Genomic DNA, 17,301 nt, shown 5'->3' with positions numbered 1-17,301 from the left:
GGGCGCCGGCGGTATCCGTCATATGACTGCACCACGGGCTACCGCACCACGGGCTAGAGTCGAGGGATGACCATGGTCGGGCGGGAGAGTGAGAGCGCGGCCGTACTCGGTCTGACCAGCGGTGTGCTGATCCTTACGGGTGAACCGGGTGCGGGCAAGAGCACTCTGCTCGGCCTCGCGGCGGATCGTCACCCGGGCCGGGTGCTGCGGATGACGGGCAGCGAGAGCGAGGCGAACCTGACGTTCGCGGGGCTGCACCAGCTGCTGCGGCCGGTGCTGGGGGAGACCGCCGGGCTGTCGGCGCGGCAGCGGTCGGCCCTGCTCGGCGCCATCGGCCTGGCGGACGCCGAGTCCCACGACACCGGCCTTGTGGGGGCCGAGCCCCAGGCCACCGGCCTTGCGCTCACCAATCCCCACGACATCGACCTCGCGGAGGCCGGGCCCGGCGGTGTCGACAGCGGACACGGTGGCCCGCCCGACCGGCTCCTGCTCGGCGTCGCGCTGCTCACCCTGCTGTCGGACCTCGCCCGGCGATCGCCCGTCCTGGTGGTCGCCGACGATCTGCAGTGGATCGACGCCGGTTCGCTGGAGCTGCTCGCCTTCGCCGCCCGGCGCATCGACGACGAACCCCTCGCCGTGCTGGCCGCGGCCAGGGACACGGCGGGCGAGGGCGCCCAGGGCGGGGCCACGGCGCCGCTCTCCGGCTTTCCCCTGCTCACGCTGGGCCCGCTGGACGCGACCGCCGCGGGCCTCCTGCTGGACCGGCAGCCGCATCCGCCGACCGGCCGCGGTCGGCTGCGCATCCTCGACCAGGCCGCCGGGAATCCGCTGGCGCTGGTCGAACTGGCCCGGGCGAACGGCGCCTGCGGCGCGGACTCGGCCGACTCCGCCGAAGGGGAGCTCCTGCCGCCCACCGACCGTCTGATGCGGGTCTTCGCCGCCGACCTCGAAGCCCTGCCCGAGACCACCCGGCAGGCGCTGCTCCTGGTCGCGGCGGACGACCGGGCGGTGGCGGGCCGGGTCGAGGCGCTGGCCCCGGCCGAGGCCGCCGGACTGCTGCGGCTCACCGGTGGCGGCCACGACGGCTGGCGGGCCCGCTTCCGGCATCCCCTGATCAGGTCCGCGATCTACCACTCCGCACCGCTGGCGGCCCGCCGTCAGGCCCACCGCGACCTCGCCGCGCTGCTCAGCGCCGAACCCGACCGCCGCGCGTGGCATCTCGCCGCCGCCGCGGAGGGGCCGGACGAGGAGATCGCCGCCGCCCTGGAGGAGTCGGCGGCCAGGGCCCGGGAGCGTGGCGGATACACCGCCGCCACCACCGCGCTGGAACGTGCCGCCGAGCTGAGCCCCGGGCGCCGCGACCGCGCCCGCCGCATGGTGGCCGCGGCGGGTGCGGCGGTGTCCACCGGACAGCCGCACTGGGTGCGCCGGCTCGCCGCGCGGGCCGCGGAGCTCACCGACGACCCGGCGCTGTCGGCCGAGGCATCGCTGCGGGTGGGCCAGGTGCTCACGCTGAGCACCGAGCACGACACCGCGCTGTCCCTGCTGCTGAGGGCGGCGGAGGATCCCGGGCTGCGCCGGGTCGCGCTCGCCTCCGCGTCGGTGGCGGGCTTCTACTCGGGCGACGAGGAATACCGCCTCGCCGTACGGGCCCGGGCACAGGACGACCCCTGGACGCTCGCGGTGACCGACCCCACCGCGCACCGGTCCGAGCGGGTGGCGGCGATCCCGGCGCTGGTCGAGCGGGCGGACGGCGACCCCGCCCGGCTCATCTCGCTCGGCGCCATGGCCTGGCTGCTCGACGAGACCGCACTCGCGGTACGGATCTTCGATGACGCCCTCCACCGCTGGCGGCTCGGCGGCACTCTGCCCATCGGTCTCGGCTGCTCGGCCGGGTGGGCGTATCTGGACCACGGGCTGTGGGCGCAGGCCCGTACCGCCGCCGTGAACAGCAACTCCGCGGGCGCCGGGCTGCCCCACCTCGACGCCGCCGCAAGGTCGCTCGAAGCCGCCGCCCTGGCGCTGACCGGCCGGACTGACGAGGCCCGCACCGCGGGCTCCGCCGCGCTGGCCCTCGTCGACCCGCACCGCAGCCGCGCCGTCGCCGTCCGGGCCCGGTGGGCGCTGGGCATGGCCGCGGTGGCCGACGGCGACCACGTCGGCGCGTACGAGCAGTTCCGTCTGCTGTTCACGGCCGACGGCGACCCCGTCCACTACGCGTGCTCCTTCCCCGGGGTCGCGGAACTGGCCGCCGCGGCCGTCCGCACCGGCCACGGCGCCGAGGCCGCCGCCATCGTGGAGCGCACCGCCGACCGGCTCGCCGAGGACCCCTCGCCCCGGATCCGCATCCTGATCCACCGCGCCCGTGCGCTGCTCGAACCGTCCCGGGCCGAGGCGCACTTCGCGGCGGGCCTCGCCGAACCCACGGGCGGCCAATGGCCCTTCGAACGCGCGCAGCTCCTGCTGGACCACGCCGAATGGCTGCGCCGCCGCCACCGCATCACCGAGGCCCGCCACCAGCTGAACACCGCGCTCGAGACCTTCCGCCGCCTCGGCGCCCGCCCCTGGATCGACCGCACCCAGGCCGAACTGCGCGCCGCCGGGATCGAATCCGCCCCCACCAGCCCCGACGCCCTCACCTCCCTGTCCCCGCAGCAGCAGCACATCATCCGCCTGGCCGCGCAGGGCCTGAGCAACCGTGAGATCGGCGAACGGCTCTTTCTCTCCCCCCGCACCGTCGGCTCGCACCTCTACCGCAGCTTCCCCAAACTCGGTGTCACCGCCCGCTCCCAGCTGCGCGATCTGATCGAGGCTTCCTGCCCGTCGTAGTGGCGGTGGCCACGCGGGCTCCCGGCGATCGCCACCGGCAGGGCAGCTCCACCGCGACGGCCGTGGGCCCGCCCCGCGGGCTCGTCACCGTCACAGTTCCATCGAGCGCGGCGACGCGGCGACGTATCCCGAGCAGTCCGGAGCCACCTCCGGAGCTGCCGGAACCACCGCTCTCCGCGGCGCCGGACACGCCCGCGACCACCTCGGCGCCACCTCGTCCCTCGTCACGCACCGAGACCCGCAACCCGCTCGGTGTACGGGCCAGCCGGGCCTCGGCCCGGTCGGCGCCACTGTGCCTCGCCACGTTCGCCAGCGCCTCCGCCACGACGAAGTACGCGCCCGCCTCGACCGCCGCCGGGGCCCGTGTCCCGTCCTCCAGACCGTCCACCCGCACGGTGACATCGAGCCCGCTGCTCGCGGCGAGCGCCCGTACCGCCCCGGCCAGGCCACGGTCGGTGAGGACCGGCGGATGCATGCCACGCACCACCTGGCGCAGCTCGGCCAGCGCCGCTTCGGCCAGGTCCTGCGCGTCGTCCAGCATCCTGCGCGCCGCCGTCGGATCCCGGTCGTACGCCCGCTTCGCCAGGCCGATCCGCAAGGACAGGGAGACCAGCCGCGCCTGGGTGCCGTCGTGCAGCTCCCGTTCGATCCGCCGTAGTTCGGCACCGTGCGCGGCGATGGCACCCGCCCGGGTTTCCGCCAGCTCCGCCACCCGCTCGGTCAGCCGCGCCGTGTCCGTTGCCGTGTCCGTCGGGCCGGGCCGCCGACGGCGCAGGTACGAGCCGAACGCCAAGGCGAGCACGGACACCAGCAGGGCCATGGCCCGCACCGCGTGCCGCATCGTTCTCCCCATGCCGACGAGGCTAGAAGACCGGCCGGACACACGCGGGAGAGCGAGCCGCCCCATCGACGGTGGAGCCCGCTACACCCCCGGCCCGGCGGCGAGCCCACGCCCGCCCGCGCGGTCCGGGATTCACCGGCATGGACGCATCAGGGTGCGGTAGCGTGCCGAGGAAGCCATGGTGGACGGACCGGTCCGCCGAGAAGGGCACCCGATGACGGATCTTCAGGATGTGGACCGCATCGCCACGGCCGACCACCACTTGGCGGTCGTGACGACGACGCGCGCCGACGGCTCGGTCCAGGCATCAGTGGTCAACGCCGGGATCATCGACCATCCGGTCTCCGGTGAGCAGGTGGTCGCCTTCGTCACCTACGGCCGCGCCAAACTCGCCCATCTGCGGGCACGACCGCGGGCCACCCTGGTCTTCCGCGCCGGATGGAACTGGGCCGCCGTCGAGGGCCGCACCGAGCTCGCGGGGCCCGACGACCCGTTCCCCGGGGTCGACCAGGAGCGTCTGCGCCTGCTGCTGCGCGAGATCTTCACCGCCGCGGGCGGCGCGCACGACGACTGGGGCGCCTACGACCGGGTGATGACCGAGCAGCGCCGCGCCGCGGTCTTCGTCCACCCCGAGCGCGTCTACAGCAACTGACCCCCGGGGCACATGACCGGGCGGGGCCGATCACGTCGTGACGGTCCGGCGACGGGGCGAGAGCGGAGAGCACGGAGGGAACCCGGCGACGTGAGCGATCCACTGTGGGCCCTGTCTCCCGCTGAGCGCCGACTGCTCAGGCTCGTCACCCACGGCCATGGGCTCGAAGGCCGCGAGCCGATGCTCGCGACCCTCACCCACGAACGCTTCTCCGACGAGCGCTGGCTGTACGAACGCAAGCTGGACGGCGAGCGCTGCGTCGCCGTCCGCGCAGGGGGCCGCGTCGACCTGTTCAGCCGCAACGGCCTTTCCGCCGCCTCCGCCTATCCCGAACTCATCGACGCCCTCACAGAGCGAGCCACGGTCGACTGGGTCCTCGACGGCGAGGTGGTGGCCTTCGAACACGGACGCACCAGCTTCGCCCGGCTCCAGCCGCGGATGCACGTCAGCTCCCCCGAACAGGCCCGGCGCACCGGCGTGACCGTGTACTTCTACCTCTTCGACGTCCAGGCCATCGGCGACCACGACGTCACCGCGCTGCCACTGCGCCGCCGTAAGACCCTGCTGCGCTCCCCTGCTCACCTGGAGCGATCCGCTGCGTCTGACCGCGTACCGCTACCGCGACGGCGAGACCTACTACCGCCATGCCTGCGCACACGGATGGGAGGGACTGATCGCCAAGCGCGTCGATTCCCCCTACCAGCACGGCCGCTCCCGCGACTGGCTCAAGTTCAAGTGTGAGCGGCGGCAGGAGCTGGTCATCGGCGGATGGACCGATCCCCGGCGCACCCGCCCCGGGCTCGGCGCCCTGCTCCTCGGCTACTACAGCGACGGCGACCTCGTCTACGCGGGCAAGGTCGGCACCGGCTTCGACACCCGCACCCTGGAAGCCCTCGCCCGACAGCTGACCGAGCTGCGCACTCCCACCTGCCCGTTCACCCGCGGCGCCCCGCCCACCGGGCCCGGGGTCAACTGGGCGCGCCCCGAACTCGTCGCCGAGATCGCCTTCACCGAGTGGACAGCCGAAGGCCGTCTGCGCCACCCCCGTTTCCTGGGGCTGCGCCGTGACAAACCGGCCCGCGAGGTCGTCCGCGAGGAGCCGTGATCGCGGCTGCCACCGGACGGTTGCCCAAGCGATTCCAGGGAAGCTCGTTCGGAGCGCCGCTGATGGGTTCGTCGGCCAATGTGCCAGCGAGCCAGCACTCGACGTGTCCACCGCGCGTGGCCCGAGTCACGGCACCCGCGATGTCCACTCCGGTGAGCCGAACTTCCCGGCCGTCAGCAGCCGCGCCGCCGCCGACTCCTCGTCCGTCACCTTGCCGTCCGTGAGCCCGTATCGCCCGCGGAACGAGGCCACCATGCGGTCGATGACGGCCGGGCGCGGCAGCCCGGTCTGGCGGCGCAGCGGGTCCACCCGCTTGTCGGCGCTCGCGATGCCCTTGCCGGACAGCTTCTCCCGCCCGATGCGCAGCACCTCCACCATCTTGGCGGCGTCGATGTCGTACGACATGGTCACGTGGTGCAGCACCGCGCCGCCGTGTGCCGCGATCCGCTTCTGGGCGGCCCCGCCGACCTTCCCGGCCTCCGTCGCGATGTCGTTCAGCGGCTGATACCACGCCTTGACGCCCATCTCGCCCAGCGCGCCGAGCACCCAGTCGTCCAGATAGGCGTAGCTGTCGGCGAAGGACAGGCCGGAGACGAGCGACTGGGGCACGTAGAGCGAGTATGTGATGGTGTTGCCCGGCTCGACGAACATCGCCCCGCCGCCGCTGATCCGCCGGACGACCGTCACCCCGTGCCGCTCGGCGCCCGCCGGGTCGACCTCGTTGCGCAGGGACTGGAAGCTGCCGATGATGACGGCCGGACGGTCCCACTCCCACACCCGCAGCGTCGGTGGCCGCCGCCCGGCGGCCACCTCGCCGGTCAGCACCTCGTCCAGGGCCATGTGCAGCGCGGGATCCTGTGGCTCCTCGTGGATCAGCTGCCAGTCGTAGTCCGTCCAGTCGGTGGCACGGGCCACCGCCCGCCGCACCGCGATGCCCACGGCCTCGGCGGAGAAACCGAACATCACGGTGTCGGCGGGCAGTCCCGCCTCGACGCGGGCGGCGAGCGCCTGCGTGTCGGCGTCGGCGGGCGCGCCCTCCAGGGCCCGGTCGATGGCGTGCAGCGCCTCGTCCGGTTCCAGGAAGAAGTCGCCCGCGACCCGCACCCCGCGCAGCGCGCCGTCGTGGACATCGAGATCCACGACGACCAGCTTGCCGCCCGGCACCTTGTATTCACCGTGCATGCCCTGCACCGCCTCCTGTTTCCGCCCTGGCGCTCTCGATCATTATCCCGCGCCGGGGGCGGCTTCGGTCGGCACCGGTGATCCGGCGGGGTCAGGCTCCCGTGGTCGAGCCCGGGCGGACGATCATGAGAATGGTCACCGTCGCCCACAGCAGGTTGAACGCGCCCGTGAACATGGCGAGTTGGGCGGTATCGGTCCGCTCCAGGGCCTTGCCCGCACCGAGGCTTTCGATGAGCTCGTCCTGGCGGGGCAGGACGAACGCGATCAGGACGCCGGCGGCCGCGGCCGTCAGCGCGATGGAGGCGGTGAGCCAGCCGCTGCTGAGGACACCCATCACGGCGGCCGTGGCGAATCCGAAGACGGGCACGGCGAGGCCCATCTTGGCGTAGACGCGGCAGATGCGGTGCAGAAGCCGGACCGTGCCCAGGTCCGCCTCGCTTTCGGCGGCAGTGGCAGCGTGGGCGTTGCGGGCCGCGGGCGGGAACATGCTGGCCGCGACGGTGACGGGGCCGATCGCGACAATGGCGGCCAGGACATGCAGGGAGAGCAGGATCTTGGTCATCGGGTGGTGTCCGGCTCCCTTTCGAACGTGGCAGGCACCGCGTCTCCTTCCGGGCGTGGGGCGGCTGGTGCCCGCCCCACGCTAGGGAGCCGCGAGAAGATCACCCAGGGGCTGGAACGACAGAAGTCAACGGATTCTCGCCATGCCGAGCCCCAGTGGCTCAGTGGCTCAGTGGTCTGGCGAGAGAGGGGGGACGTGGTCATCCGTCGATGTACTGCGCCACCCCGTGGCCGAACGACCAGTCGGCCGACTCGTTCTCGGTCAGGGTGATGAAGACGTTCCGCGGCTCGGTCCCCGCGTACTCCTGGGCGAGCTCGGCGATCCGCCGGTACAACGCCTGCTTCTGTGCCGGTGTGCGCCCCGAGCGCATCGTGAGCGCGATGTAGACGATGCCGTCGTCGCGCCGCACACCGAGGTAGTCGTCGTAGCGCAGCATGCCGCTGGTTCCGTCATGGCTGGTCAGGACCTGGAACCGGTCGTTGGGCGGGAAGCCGATGGTTTCCACCAGGGCGTCGTGCACGGCACGGCCGAGCGCGTCGAGCCGGTCGGGTTCGGCCCGCAGCGCGTCAATGCGGACGAAGGGCATGTCGGGGCTCTCTTTCGGGTGAGTGGCGAGTGGCAAGTGGCGAGCGGAAGCTCAGTGGAAGGTCGGCGCATGCTCAGCGGACATGGGCGGTGAGCATGCCGAGCGCTCCGTCCATGGCCCGGGCGTACACCTCGGCCGAGTCGGCGGCGCGGGCCAGCACATAGCCGCCCTGCAACACCGCGACCAGCGCGGTGGCCGTGCTCGCCGGGTCGAGCCGGGTGTCGAGCTCACCGTTCGCCCGGCCCTCCGCCAGCAGCCCGGCCAGCCGGTCGGTGAGCCAGGCGAAGGTCTCCTCGACCGGTCGGCGCAGGTCCGGATCCGCCATCACATCGGGGTCCTGGGTGAGACGGCCGACCGGGCAGCCCTTCAGGGCGTCCCGCTCCCGCCGCAAATAGGCGCTGATCCGTTCGACCGTGGTGCCGGGACCGCTGAACTCGGCCTCCGCCCTGCCCCTCAGCTCCTCGGCGCTGCGGCTGATCGCGGCGAGCGCCAGATCGGGCTTGCCGCGGAAGTGGTGGTACATGCTGCCCTGGCCCGCTCCGGATCGCTCCTGGATCGCCTTCGGGCTCGTGCCCACATAGCCGCGCTCCCACAGCAGCTCGCGGGTGCTTGCGATGAGTCGTTCCCGGGTGTCCATGGGCGAGATCATACATACTAGTAGGTACAAATTGAAGCGCGCGGACGGCCCCCTCGGTGAGAGGATCCCTCCGCAGCGGGCGGGCAAGCGGGCCGGTCCGGACGGTGGAAGGTGACGATGTACGCGATACCCCTGGGCGAAGACGGCGCGGAGCTGCGCCCGCTCGAGCCGTGGCAGGCCGAGGAGTTCCTTACGCACATGGACCGGGGACGGGAATTCATCGGGCGGTACATCGGGCTGGCGGACGCCGTCTCCGACCTGGAGTCGGCCCGGGCGTTCCTCCAGGGATACGCGGACAAGTCGGCGGCCGACGCCGGGCGGATCTACGGCATCTGGACGGACGGCAAGCTGGTCGGCGGAGTCCTCTTCCGGACGATGGACATCAACCAGGGCACCGCGGAGGCGGGCTGCTGGCTGGAGCCGTCGGCGGTGGGCAAGGGGTTGGTGACCCGGGCCGCGCGCGTGATCATCGACTGGGCCGTCGAGGAGCGGGGCATCCACCGCGTGGAGTGGATTGCCGCCGCCGCGAACGAGGGAAGCATCGCCGTGGCCCGGCGGCTGGGGATGACGAAGGACGGTGTGCTGCGGGAGAGCTATCTACGCCGGGGCGAGTGGCAGGACAGGGAGATCTGGTCGGTGCTGGCACCGGAGTGGCGGGCGGCCCGGAAGCCCTCCTGAACCGCGTGTCAATCACGCTGATGGCGAGGGCGGCGGGCGACGGTGATGATCTCCGGGCTGGTGTCGGTCAGCGGCCCCCGGTCCCAGTCCCCGAACTGCTCCGCCACGACCAGCCCCGCCTCGCCCAGGAACCCCGCCAGCGCGTCCGGGCCGAGAAACCGCAGCGTGCTGCGGCTCAGCAGGGGCCGCTCCCAGCCCGCGCCGGTGTAGGTGTGCGTGGCCGAGACGAGATCGTCCCGCACCGGCGTCTCCACCTCGCACACACACCGCACCACGGCCCCGGTGGAGTCCACCACCTCGCCCGAGTACCGCACGTCCCAGTCCGCCCACTCCCGCACCAGCGGATTGCGGGTCTCGAACACAAAGCGGCCGTCGTCGGTCAGTGCCGTGGCGATCGCGGCCAGCGCATCGCGTAACTCGTCGTCGCCGAGAAGCCCCTGGAAGGCATGGCCGGTCATCACCACCAGATCGAACGCGCGGCTCCACCCCGGCACCGAGGCCAGGTCACCGAGCACCCACTCCACATCCGGGCACGCCCGCGCCACCTCCAGCATCCCCACCCCGGGATCCAGTCCGCACAGCCGCCCCTCGTGCCCGTCCTCCCGCGCCCTGCGCAGCAGCGCGCCCGTTCCGCACCCCACGTCCAGAACGGATCGGGCGGACATCACCAGGGGCAGGTAGAACGTGAAATCGCCGCGCTCGTCCCAGGGGCAGAACAGGTCGTACAGCGCGGCCAGCCGGCGATCGGAGAACTGTGTGTCCACCATGGCCGTCACAGTGCCCTTGGTCCGGCGGGGCCGCAAGGCCCGGTACCCGTCCACGGCGTCGTGGGCGGGACGTCTTATGATCGAAAGTGGCTTTTGCCGTCTCCGGGAGCTTTAGATGTCCGACCCGACGCCCGACCCGTCCGACCCGACGCCCGACCCGCTGCCTGAATCGCTCGACCAGCGGCTGGAGGCCATCGCGCGCCATCCCTTCCGTGCGAAGTTCCATCTGCGCGGTCGTGATCGGGCCACGGCCGAGCTGAGTGGCCCGTCGGCGATGCGCTGGCACGCGTACGACCTGATCGCCAAGCGGCTGGCCCCCGCCGAGCCGTACAAGGACGGCAAGCAGACGCCCTACCGCGGCCACCCCGTGTTCGTCGCCCAGCACGCGACCGCCACCTGCTGCCGTACCTGCCTCGAGCGCTGGCACCGGATCCCCAAGGGGCGGGAACTGAGCCGTGCGGAGCGGGCGTACGTGGTGGGGGTGATCTGCCGTTGGATCGAACGCGAGGTGGCGACAGGCGGGCGGTGACGGATCAGCCTGGGACGCCGTCGAGCCCCAGTTCGCGGGCGACTCGCGCGAGGGAGCCGCTCTGCTGCCGCTCGTAGAGCACGAAGGGGTCCAGGACATCGCGGCCGATGGCGCCGGAGAGCCATGCGGCCTCGTGGACGGTGCCCTCCTGGCCGTTGTCCCGTACGCCCTCGCCACTGAGGTTGGACTGGAAGATCCCGGCGGCGGAGCGGGGCAGGAAGTCCTCGTAGACGATGGGCTCGGCCCGCACCCAGCCCCGCTCCAGCAGTTCGCCGATGGTGGTGGGCGGACGGCCGCCGTCGCGCGGACGGTCCGGTACCACGTGGTAGGTGAACCAGCCCAACCCCCGTGCGGCCAGCTCCCGTTCGGTGTAGGGCAGATGCTCCTCCCATACGCCGCGGGCCAGTTCGCCCCGGTCCATGTCCGGCCGGCGGGCCACTTCATGGTCGACGAGGGTGAGCAGCCTGTCGTACAGGGCGCGGCCGTCGTGGGTGAGGGCGATACCGCGAGCCTCGACCTCGCCGAAGCGCACCCGCAGGGCGCCGGTGGTGACGCTGCCGTCCGCGAGGCGCATCGCGCGGGGTTCGTCGAGGGCGCGGAAGGACGTCTGGCGCAGCAGGACGTCCGGGCCCTTCCAGGCCGGTGGCCCCTGGATGGTGTCGATCATCTGGATGCCGCGGTCGGTCATCCGCCGGTAGAGCTCGTCGATGTCCAGGACGCGCGGGGTGAGGTGGTTGATGTGGGTGCTGCGGACGCCGCCGATGTCCGCGGCGACGGCGGAGATCCTCTCCAGGGTCTCGTACCAGACCTTGTCCACCGGCTCGGGTGACAACTCGAAGGCGGACACGGCGAGGCGGAGGAAGCGTTCGGCGTCCTCCTCGGGCAGTCCGTGCTCGGCCGCCGCGCGGTCGGCCAGGGCGAGCAGCTCCGGCGGGAACAGCTCGCGGCCGGCCAGGAAGGTTTCCAGCCGGGAGCGCAGATCGGCGTCGAAGAACCGCGGGTCGGCGGTGGTGAGGAGAGAGGTGAAGACGTGGAAGGGGTTGCGCGCCAGCTCCTCACCGTCCACCGGGCGGAAGGCGGTCGAGACCACGGGGACCGCGCTGGCGGCGGCCTCGCGCAGATCGTAGAAGCCGACCGGGTGCATGCCCAGCGCGCCGAAGACGCGCGCCACCTGCCCCAGCTCCTGAGGTGTTCCGACCCGGATGGCACCGTGGCGTTCGGCGGTCACCCGGCCGATGGACCCCAGACGCTCGGCGTCGGCGCCCCGTGCGCGCAGCACGTCCTCGTTGACCTCGCGTGAGACGTCCACGAGCGTGGTGTACGCGGGGACTTCCCGGCCGTACATGTCGGAGAGCCGTGCCGCGAAGGCGGCGCGCAGCTGCCACTGGCTGATCATGGGTGGTTTCTGCCTTTCCGTCGGGGACCTGCCGGATCGGGGCGGGGGTGCCGAGCCCGGTCCATAAGTTTTTGCCACCCGCGGAGCCGGTGGGTAAACCTCCCCGGCCCCGGTCGCGTCTTGATCGGCAACGGACGCACAGCACCGGTGACCTTGGCGGGGTCGGTTTCCTGTCACCTATACACGACATGTATACATGGAGTGCATACTCGCGGTGTATGCACTCGGTGTATGCACTCGGTGTATAGCGGACAGTCGCGTGCTCCTGGGAACAACAGACGGAAAGGCATCCATGTACGGCAAAGCATTCGCTCCTGAGTACCAGGGCTCCCTCACCACCCTGTCCGTGAACTCCTCGCTGGTCGACGTGCTGGCGGCGGGCACCGAGCAGTTGCGGGCGGCCGAGCGGGGCGGCTCCCCGGGCGAGGCGGCCCGCGCGGGGCTCGCGGTCGCCGAGGCGCACCGGAGGCTGGGGCAGGTGGGCGAGGCCGACCGCGAGTGGAAGGCCAGTTACCGGGCGGCCCGTGCGGCGGGGGACGTTGGAGCGATGGCGTGGGCGCTGTGGAGCGGAGGCACGCTCGCCCGGCAGCGGGGCGCGCTGGCGCTGGCGTGGCGGCTGCTCGGACTCGCGGCCGAATTCGGCGAACGCGGCGGGGACATCGTCGTCCGTGGCTACTCGCTTGCCGGGATGGCGGAGACCGGCCGCATCCAGGGCGACTACGAGGCCGTGGGCGCGCTGCACGAGCGGCTCCTCGCCGAGGCACGGAAGCGCGGCGAGGCGCGGCACACCGTATGGGCGTTGGAGGGCATCGCCCAGATGCACCGCAACACCGGGTCGTACGACTCGGCCTACGCGATGTTCCAGGAGGCCGCGGAGATAGCCGCGGACGCCGATGACCGGCGCGGACACGCATGGGCGCTGCGGGGCATGGCCGACATCGTCTCGGTACGCGACGGGGACGTGGAGCGCGCACTGGAGCTGCTCTCCGGGGCCGAACTGACCTGCCGCGAGATGAACCTGGTGAGCGCGCTCGCGTACAACCACAAGATGCGCGGCAACGTGTTCTATCGCGCGGGCCGTTACGAGGAGGCCCGCGCGATGTACGAGCAGGCCCTGGAGGAGTTCCGCGACATGAGCGAGCCACGCGGCGAGGGTCTCGCCCGGCTCGGGCTCATCAAGTCCCTGGCCCGACTGGGCCGCGACCGGGCCCGGACCGACGAGGACCTGTCCGAACTGGCCGGTGTGCTGGAGCGGATCGGGCTGCGGCACGCCCGCCGGATGGTGGACCGTGCCCGGGAGGAGTTCGGCCTCGCGGAGGTCATGGAGGTGGCACTGTGACGACGGCGTTCCCCGTGCTCCTCGGGGCATACGAGACACCTGCGACCGCGGACGAGACCACGGCGACCGCGCACCAGACCGCGGACGAGCCCACCGCGACCGCGCACCAGACCGCGCACGAGACCACGGCGACCGCAGGCGAGCCCATCGCGACCGCGGGCGAAATCCTTGGCCGCTGCCGGGAGTTGGTGCGCCCGGCGCTGGCCGAGACGGTCGGCCGGCTGCACCCATGGGTCGGCGAGATGGCCGCGTACTCCTTCGGCTGGTGCGATGTGGGCGGTACGCCCGCCGAGGGAGCGGGCGGCAAGGGCGTGCGGCAGGCCCTGGCCGTGCTGTGCGCGGAGGCGGCCGGGGCATCCGGCGAGGCGGCGGTGGCCGGAGCGGTGGCGGTGGAGCTGGTGCACACCTTCTCGCTGCTGCACGACGACATCATGGACGGCGACCAGACCCGCCGCACCCGCCCCACCGTGTGGAAGGCGTATGGGACCGGCCCGGCCGTGCTCGCCGGTGACGCCCTGTTCGCGCTGGCCGTGGAGGCGCTGGCCGCCGTACCCGGCGCCGGAGCCACGGCCGCGGTGCGGCGGCTGAGCGTGGCCCTCGGCGACCTCGTCCGCGGCCAGGCGGACGACCTGCTCTTCGAGTCGCGCCCCTGGACGGGAGCTACGGCGGTGGGGCCTGAGGAGTACCGCAGGATGGCCGAGCACAAGACCGGCGCGCTGCTCGGCTGCGCCGCCGCCTTGGGCGCCGCGCTCGCCGGGGCGCCGGAGAGCACCGCGACCGCCCTGGACCGGGCCGGACGGCATATGGGCGTGGCGTTCCAGGTGGCGGACGACCTGCTGGGCATCTGGGGCGACCCCGCGGTCACCGGCAAACCCGTCCACCGCGATCTGCGGCAGCGCAAGAAGACCTTCCCGGTGCTCGCCGCCCTGAGCGCCCGCGGCCCCGGTGCCTCGGCCGCCGGGCAGTTGGCCACGCTGCTGGAGGAGTCCCCGGACACCCCGGACGACGCCACCACGCACCGGGCGGCCGATCTGATCGAGCAGGCCGGTGGCCGCTCCGCGGCCCTGGCGGAGGCCGACCGTCACATCGCCGCCGTGGAGAGGTGCCTGGAGGGTCTGCCGCTCGCGCCTCGCGCGAGCGCCGAGCTGCGCACCCTGCTGGGCTTCCTCGCACGGCGCGACATCTGACCCGGCGGGGCATGGTGTGCCCCCTTGCGGCGGGCGCCCGGCTCCGGGACCTTGCGGCATTCCAGCATCTCGGACCTCAGCGGCGACCGGCGCGGGCCGCTGCGGCTCGCCCTGGCGCTGACCGTCGTCGGCCTGCTCGGCGGGGTGCTGCTTCCTCCGGTCCCCGCCATCGTGGCGGTCGGCGTGTGCGCGGGCACCACCCTCCGCTGGGTAGGAGGACTGACTACACCGTCACGAGAGGAGAGGACGACAGGTGACACGCATCGTGCGCTTCGCCGATGACGCCGGGACCGTCCGGACCGGAGTGGCCGACGACACCGGCGGGGTACGGGCCTTCCCCGGGGCGCCGCTCATCGCCGAGCTGCTGCGGCTGTCCGTGGCGGAGCTGCGGGCCCTGGTGGAGAACACCGCCGCGGGACCGGCGGCCGTCCATGAGCCGGACGTCCTGCCGCTGCCACCGCTGGACGGGCTGATGGAACTGTGGGCGGCGGGGGTGACGTATGAACGCTCGCGCGAGGCCAGGGTGGAGGAGAGCACCGAGCAGTCGGTGTACGAGCGGATCTACGACGCCGAGCGCCCCGAGCTGTTCTTCAAATCGCCGCCCTGGCGGGTGGTGACCGACGGCGAGCCGATCGCCGTACGGGACGACTCCGCGCTGAACGTCCCCGAGCCCGAACTGGCGCTGGTGCTCAACCGGTACGGCGAGACCGTCGGCTATCTCGTCGCCGACGACGTCAGCTCACGGTCCATCGAGGGCGAGAACCCGCTCTACCTCCCCCAGGCCAAGATCTACGCCGGAAGCGCCGCCGTGTCCTCGGCCATCGTGCCCGCGTGGGAGGTCGACGCGCCCGACGCGCTGGACATCACCATGGCGGTATGGCGCGACGGCGAGGCGGCCTACCGGGCGTCCACCTCCACCGCCGCGTTCCACCGCACCCCGCAGGGGCTGGTGGACCACTTGTGGCGCTCCCAGCCCTTCCCCGACGGCGCCGTGCTGTCCACCGGCACCGGCATCGTGCCCGCGCTCGACTTCACCCTCCACGCCGGGGACGTCGTGGAGATTTCCATCGAAGGGGTCGGCACCCTGCGCAACCCGGTACGGGCCCAGCAGTCCGACCTGGACTGGCTGGTGGAGGCCATCAACCATCCGCTGACCCGCCGTGCCCACCGCAGCGGCTTCCCGGAGTGATCCGCTGCCGTGACGGCGGTCACCGCACCGGTGCTCCGCCGTGCACGGCCCGGCGCTCAGCGTTCCAGTGACGCCGCGGCCCCCATGACGACGACGGGCTCACGGGCCGGGTCCAGCGCCCGGAGCAGCTCCTTCATGGGGCCCTCCCCGAGGCTGACACAGCCGCGCGTGGGGCCGCCGTGGTCGACGGGCAGCCAGATGCCGCCGCCCCGCTCCGGACCGAGGGGGCGGGTCCGAGGCGTCGTGCGGCGGGCCGGTGCAGGGGCGGCGACCGGCCGCTGACCTGCGGTGTCACCCCCGAAGGAGCCAAGGCCGGGATCTCCGCATCCACCTGTAGAACGTTTGCTCGATTACGCGAGTAGGCTGCACACATGGGTGCGTATCTCCAGGGCTCGCTCTTCGACCAGACCGACGACATCGGTCTCGGCTCGCTGCGCGGGATGCGCAGGACCGAGCTCGGGTCCGGGGCCTGGATCGATCTGCTGCCCGGGTGGCTGAGGGGAGCGGACGACCTGTTCTCCCGCCTCGTCGCCGAGGTCCCCTGGAAGGCCGAGCGGCGGCACATGTACGAGCAGGTGGTGGACGTCCCACGGCTGCTCGCGTTCTACGGCGCCGAGGACCCGCTGCCGCATGCCGTCCTGTCCGGGGCCCGGGAGGCGCTCTCCACGTACTACGCCACCGAGCTGGGGGAGCCCTTCACCACGGCCGGGCTGTGCTACTACCGCGACGGCCGGGACAGCGTGGCCTGGCACGGCGACCGCATCGGCCGCGGCAGAACCGAGGACACCATGGTCGCCATCCTGTCCGTGGGTGCGCCCCGGGACCTGCTGCTCCGCCCGCGTGGTGGCGGCAGCGCCATGCGACGGCCGCTCGGCCACGGCGATCTGCTGGTGATGGGCGGCTCCTGCCAGCGGACCTGGGAACACGCGATCCCCAAATCCTCCCGCGCCACCGGACCACGGATCAGCATCCAGTTCCGTCCCAGCGGCGTGGGGTGAAGCCGACTGCCTGACCACGGCCGTCCGCCGTGCGCGCCCGTCGTGATTGTTACGCTGCGGCGGTGATTCTGCCGACCGTCGACGAGGTGCGTGCGCTGCACGAGAAGTACGCGCCGACGCGTGGGGCCCTGGACTTCGTGTACACCCACTGCGAGATCGTCTGCCACATCGCGGAGCAGCTCATGGCGCGCGCCGGGCCACGGCTCGACGCCTCCCTCGTCCGCGCGGGGGCACTGCTTCACGACATCGGTGTGTATCGGCTCTACGACCCCACGGGCTGGCTCGACGAGGGCAACTACATCCGCCACGGAGTCCTGGGCCACGAGATCCTCCGCCAGGAAGGCTTTCCGGAGCCCCTGTGCCGCTTCTGCTCCCACCACACGGGCGTCGGCATCACCCGGGACGACATCCGCGCACAGAAGCTGGCTCTCCCTCCGGCCGATTACACGGCCGACACCAGCGAGGAGCAACTGGTGATGTACGCGGACAAGTTCCACAGCAAGACCTCGCCACCGAAGTTCCTCACCGCCGACTCCTACGCCACCTATGTGCGGAGATTCGGCAGCGACAAGGTCGATGCGTTCCACCTCCTGCGTGACCGGTTCGGCGAGCCCGACCTCACGTCTCTCCAGGCGCGGTACGGCCACCCGCTGGCCTGAGCCGGGGCCGGGTGCGGCTGGTTTTGGTCCAGACCATTGACATATATGGCTCGGGGCGCTGTCATGGGGGACCGTCAGCTCTGGAGCGTGCCTTCAGGCGGATGTCCTCGGGCGGATGCCCTCACGTGGATGTCCTCATCTGGGGCCGGACCTCGGAGAGTTCTC

At 72.4% G+C, this 17,301-nt stretch carries 17 protein-coding genes and 2 pseudogenes; 11 read left to right on the top strand and 8 right to left on the bottom strand.

Going from position 1 to position 17,301, the window contains the following annotated elements:
• Positions 1-66 precede the first annotated feature (66 nt).
• A complete protein-coding gene (locus tag CGL27_RS05115) occupies positions 67-2,829 on the top strand; it encodes a LuxR family transcriptional regulator (RefSeq protein ID WP_240450358.1) in 2,763 nt (920 codons plus the stop codon).
• Between the two features lie 31 nt (positions 2,830-2,860).
• Here the strand turns inward: CGL27_RS05115 and CGL27_RS05110 are convergent.
• Positions 2,861-3,556, bottom strand: a pseudogene (locus tag CGL27_RS05110) (histidine kinase); the annotation flags it as partial.
• A gap of 328 nt (positions 3,557-3,884) precedes the next feature.
• Here CGL27_RS05110 and CGL27_RS05105 point away from each other — a divergent pair.
• The 3 genes from CGL27_RS05105 to CGL27_RS51500 all read left to right on the top strand — a co-directional run bounded on the left by CGL27_RS05105 (position 3,885) and on the right by CGL27_RS51500 (position 5,427).
• On the top strand, positions 3,885-4,322 hold the full coding sequence (locus CGL27_RS05105; RefSeq protein WP_162952877.1) for a TIGR03618 family F420-dependent PPOX class oxidoreductase: 438 nt from the start codon (positions 3,885-3,887) through the stop codon (positions 4,320-4,322).
• 90 nt (positions 4,323-4,412) lie between these two features.
• A complete protein-coding gene (locus tag CGL27_RS51505) occupies positions 4,413-5,063 on the top strand; it encodes an RNA ligase family protein (RefSeq protein ID WP_276147807.1) in 651 nt (216 codons plus the stop codon).
• Positions 4,993-5,427 (top strand): hypothetical protein, encoded by a 435-nt coding sequence (locus CGL27_RS51500; RefSeq protein WP_346345779.1) that lies wholly within the window; start codon positions 4,993-4,995, stop codon positions 5,425-5,427. Before CGL27_RS51505 ends, CGL27_RS51500 begins: the two co-directional genes overlap by 71 nt.
• A 126-nt stretch (positions 5,428-5,553) precedes the next feature.
• Here CGL27_RS51500 and CGL27_RS05095 read toward each other — a convergent pair whose 3' ends face one another.
• From CGL27_RS05095 to CGL27_RS05080, 4 genes are all read right to left on the bottom strand, one after another.
• The gene (locus tag CGL27_RS05095; protein WP_119984887.1) at positions 5,554-6,609 is read right to left on the bottom strand and encodes a biotin/lipoate A/B protein ligase family protein; all 1,056 of its coding nucleotides are present in this window, start codon (positions 6,607-6,609) and stop codon (positions 5,554-5,556) included.
• A gap of 91 nt (positions 6,610-6,700) precedes the next feature.
• Positions 6,701-7,171: a hypothetical protein gene (locus CGL27_RS05090; protein ID WP_119984885.1), complete on the bottom strand. Its 471-nt coding sequence runs from the start codon at positions 7,169-7,171 to the stop codon at positions 6,701-6,703.
• Between the two features lie 199 nt (positions 7,172-7,370).
• A complete protein-coding gene (locus tag CGL27_RS05085) occupies positions 7,371-7,757 on the bottom strand; it encodes a tautomerase family protein (protein WP_119984883.1) in 387 nt (128 codons plus the stop codon).
• A 73-nt stretch (positions 7,758-7,830) separates the two neighbouring features.
• Positions 7,831-8,394 carry a TetR/AcrR family transcriptional regulator gene (locus tag CGL27_RS05080; protein WP_119984882.1) on the bottom strand — a complete coding sequence of 188 codons (564 nt, stop codon included), beginning with the start codon at positions 8,392-8,394 and terminating at the stop codon, positions 7,831-7,833.
• Between the two features lie 117 nt (positions 8,395-8,511).
• Here CGL27_RS05080 and CGL27_RS05075 point away from each other — a divergent pair, with 117 nt between their 5' ends.
• Entirely contained in the window at positions 8,512-9,072 is a 561-nt protein-coding gene (locus CGL27_RS05075) for a GNAT family protein (protein WP_119984880.1), read from the top strand.
• An 8-nt stretch (positions 9,073-9,080) separates the two neighbouring features.
• On the opposite strand, the gene CGL27_RS05070 is transcribed toward CGL27_RS05075, so the two are convergent.
• Positions 9,081-9,839, bottom strand: a complete 759-nt coding sequence (locus CGL27_RS05070; protein ID WP_119994252.1) for a class I SAM-dependent methyltransferase — start codon at positions 9,837-9,839, stop codon at positions 9,081-9,083.
• A 115-nt stretch (positions 9,840-9,954) separates the two neighbouring features.
• Here CGL27_RS05070 and CGL27_RS05065 point away from each other — a divergent pair, with 115 nt between their 5' ends.
• Positions 9,955-10,368 (top strand): DUF4186 domain-containing protein, encoded by a 414-nt coding sequence (locus CGL27_RS05065; RefSeq protein WP_119984878.1) that lies wholly within the window; start codon positions 9,955-9,957, stop codon positions 10,366-10,368.
• Between the two features lie 4 nt (positions 10,369-10,372).
• On the opposite strand, the gene CGL27_RS05060 is transcribed toward CGL27_RS05065, so the two are convergent.
• Entirely contained in the window at positions 10,373-11,764 is a 1,392-nt protein-coding gene (locus CGL27_RS05060; protein WP_119984876.1) for a DUF1338 family protein, read from the bottom strand.
• A 292-nt stretch (positions 11,765-12,056) separates the two neighbouring features.
• Here CGL27_RS05060 and CGL27_RS05055 point away from each other — a divergent pair, with 292 nt between their 5' ends.
• The 3 genes from CGL27_RS05055 (at position 12,057) to CGL27_RS05045 (ending at position 15,479) form a co-directional block, all read left to right on the top strand.
• Complete coding sequence (locus CGL27_RS05055) at positions 12,057-13,103, top strand: tetratricopeptide repeat protein (protein WP_119984874.1); 1,047 nt, start codon at positions 12,057-12,059, stop codon at positions 13,101-13,103.
• 146 nt (positions 13,104-13,249) lie between these two features.
• Positions 13,250-14,290 (top strand): polyprenyl synthetase family protein, encoded by a 1,041-nt coding sequence (locus CGL27_RS05050; RefSeq protein ID WP_240450942.1) that lies wholly within the window; start codon positions 13,250-13,252, stop codon positions 14,288-14,290.
• A gap of 253 nt (positions 14,291-14,543) precedes the next feature.
• The gene (locus tag CGL27_RS05045) at positions 14,544-15,479 is read left to right on the top strand and encodes a fumarylacetoacetate hydrolase family protein (protein WP_119984870.1); all 936 of its coding nucleotides are present in this window, start codon (positions 14,544-14,546) and stop codon (positions 15,477-15,479) included.
• A gap of 56 nt (positions 15,480-15,535) precedes the next feature.
• Here CGL27_RS05045 and CGL27_RS51495 read toward each other — a convergent pair.
• Positions 15,536-15,715 (bottom strand): annotated as a pseudogene (locus CGL27_RS51495) (hypothetical protein); the annotation flags it as partial.
• A gap of 135 nt (positions 15,716-15,850) precedes the next feature.
• Here CGL27_RS51495 and CGL27_RS05035 point away from each other — a divergent pair.
• Positions 15,851-16,477, top strand: a complete 627-nt coding sequence (locus CGL27_RS05035; protein ID WP_119984868.1) for an alpha-ketoglutarate-dependent dioxygenase AlkB — start codon at positions 15,851-15,853, stop codon at positions 16,475-16,477.
• A 62-nt stretch (positions 16,478-16,539) separates the two neighbouring features.
• Entirely contained in the window at positions 16,540-17,136 is a 597-nt protein-coding gene (locus tag CGL27_RS05030; protein WP_119984866.1) for an HD domain-containing protein, read from the top strand.
• Positions 17,137-17,301 lie beyond the last annotated feature (165 nt).

The organism is Streptomyces sp. 11-1-2 (assembly GCF_003595545.1).
GTDB classification, from domain to species: Bacteria; Actinomycetota; Actinomycetes; order Streptomycetales; family Streptomycetaceae; genus Streptomyces; species Streptomyces hygroscopicus_B.
Note: the sequence above shows the minus strand (reverse complement) of the source record. Positions and strands in the feature narration are given on the sequence as shown.

What these genes read in the sequence shown, in the direction of transcription:
- CGL27_RS05115 (WP_240450358.1), top strand. Translation starts at nt 67, where the DNA reads ATGACCATGGTCGGGCGGGAGAGTGAGAGCGCGGCCGTACTCGGTCTG.
- CGL27_RS05105 (WP_162952877.1), top strand. Translation starts at nt 3,885, where the DNA reads ATGACGGATCTTCAGGATGTGGACCGCATCGCCACGGCCGACCACCAC.
- CGL27_RS05095 (WP_119984887.1), bottom strand. Translation starts at nt 6,609, where the DNA reads ATGCACGGTGAATACAAGGTGCCGGGCGGCAAGCTGGTCGTCGTGGAT.
- CGL27_RS05090 (WP_119984885.1), bottom strand. Translation starts at nt 7,171, where the DNA reads ATGACCAAGATCCTGCTCTCCCTGCATGTCCTGGCCGCCATTGTCGCG.
- CGL27_RS05085 (WP_119984883.1), bottom strand. Translation starts at nt 7,757, where the DNA reads ATGCCCTTCGTCCGCATTGACGCGCTGCGGGCCGAACCCGACCGGCTC.
- CGL27_RS05080 (WP_119984882.1), bottom strand. Translation starts at nt 8,394, where the DNA reads ATGGACACCCGGGAACGACTCATCGCAAGCACCCGCGAGCTGCTGTGG.
- CGL27_RS05075 (WP_119984880.1), top strand. Translation starts at nt 8,512, where the DNA reads ATGTACGCGATACCCCTGGGCGAAGACGGCGCGGAGCTGCGCCCGCTC.
- CGL27_RS05070 (WP_119994252.1), bottom strand. Translation starts at nt 9,839, where the DNA reads ATGGTGGACACACAGTTCTCCGATCGCCGGCTGGCCGCGCTGTACGAC.
- CGL27_RS05065 (WP_119984878.1), top strand. Translation starts at nt 9,955, where the DNA reads ATGTCCGACCCGACGCCCGACCCGTCCGACCCGACGCCCGACCCGCTG.
- CGL27_RS05060 (WP_119984876.1), bottom strand. Translation starts at nt 11,764, where the DNA reads ATGATCAGCCAGTGGCAGCTGCGCGCCGCCTTCGCGGCACGGCTCTCC.
- CGL27_RS05055 (WP_119984874.1), top strand. Translation starts at nt 12,057, where the DNA reads ATGTACGGCAAAGCATTCGCTCCTGAGTACCAGGGCTCCCTCACCACC.
- CGL27_RS05035 (WP_119984868.1), top strand. Translation starts at nt 15,851, where the DNA reads ATGGGTGCGTATCTCCAGGGCTCGCTCTTCGACCAGACCGACGACATC.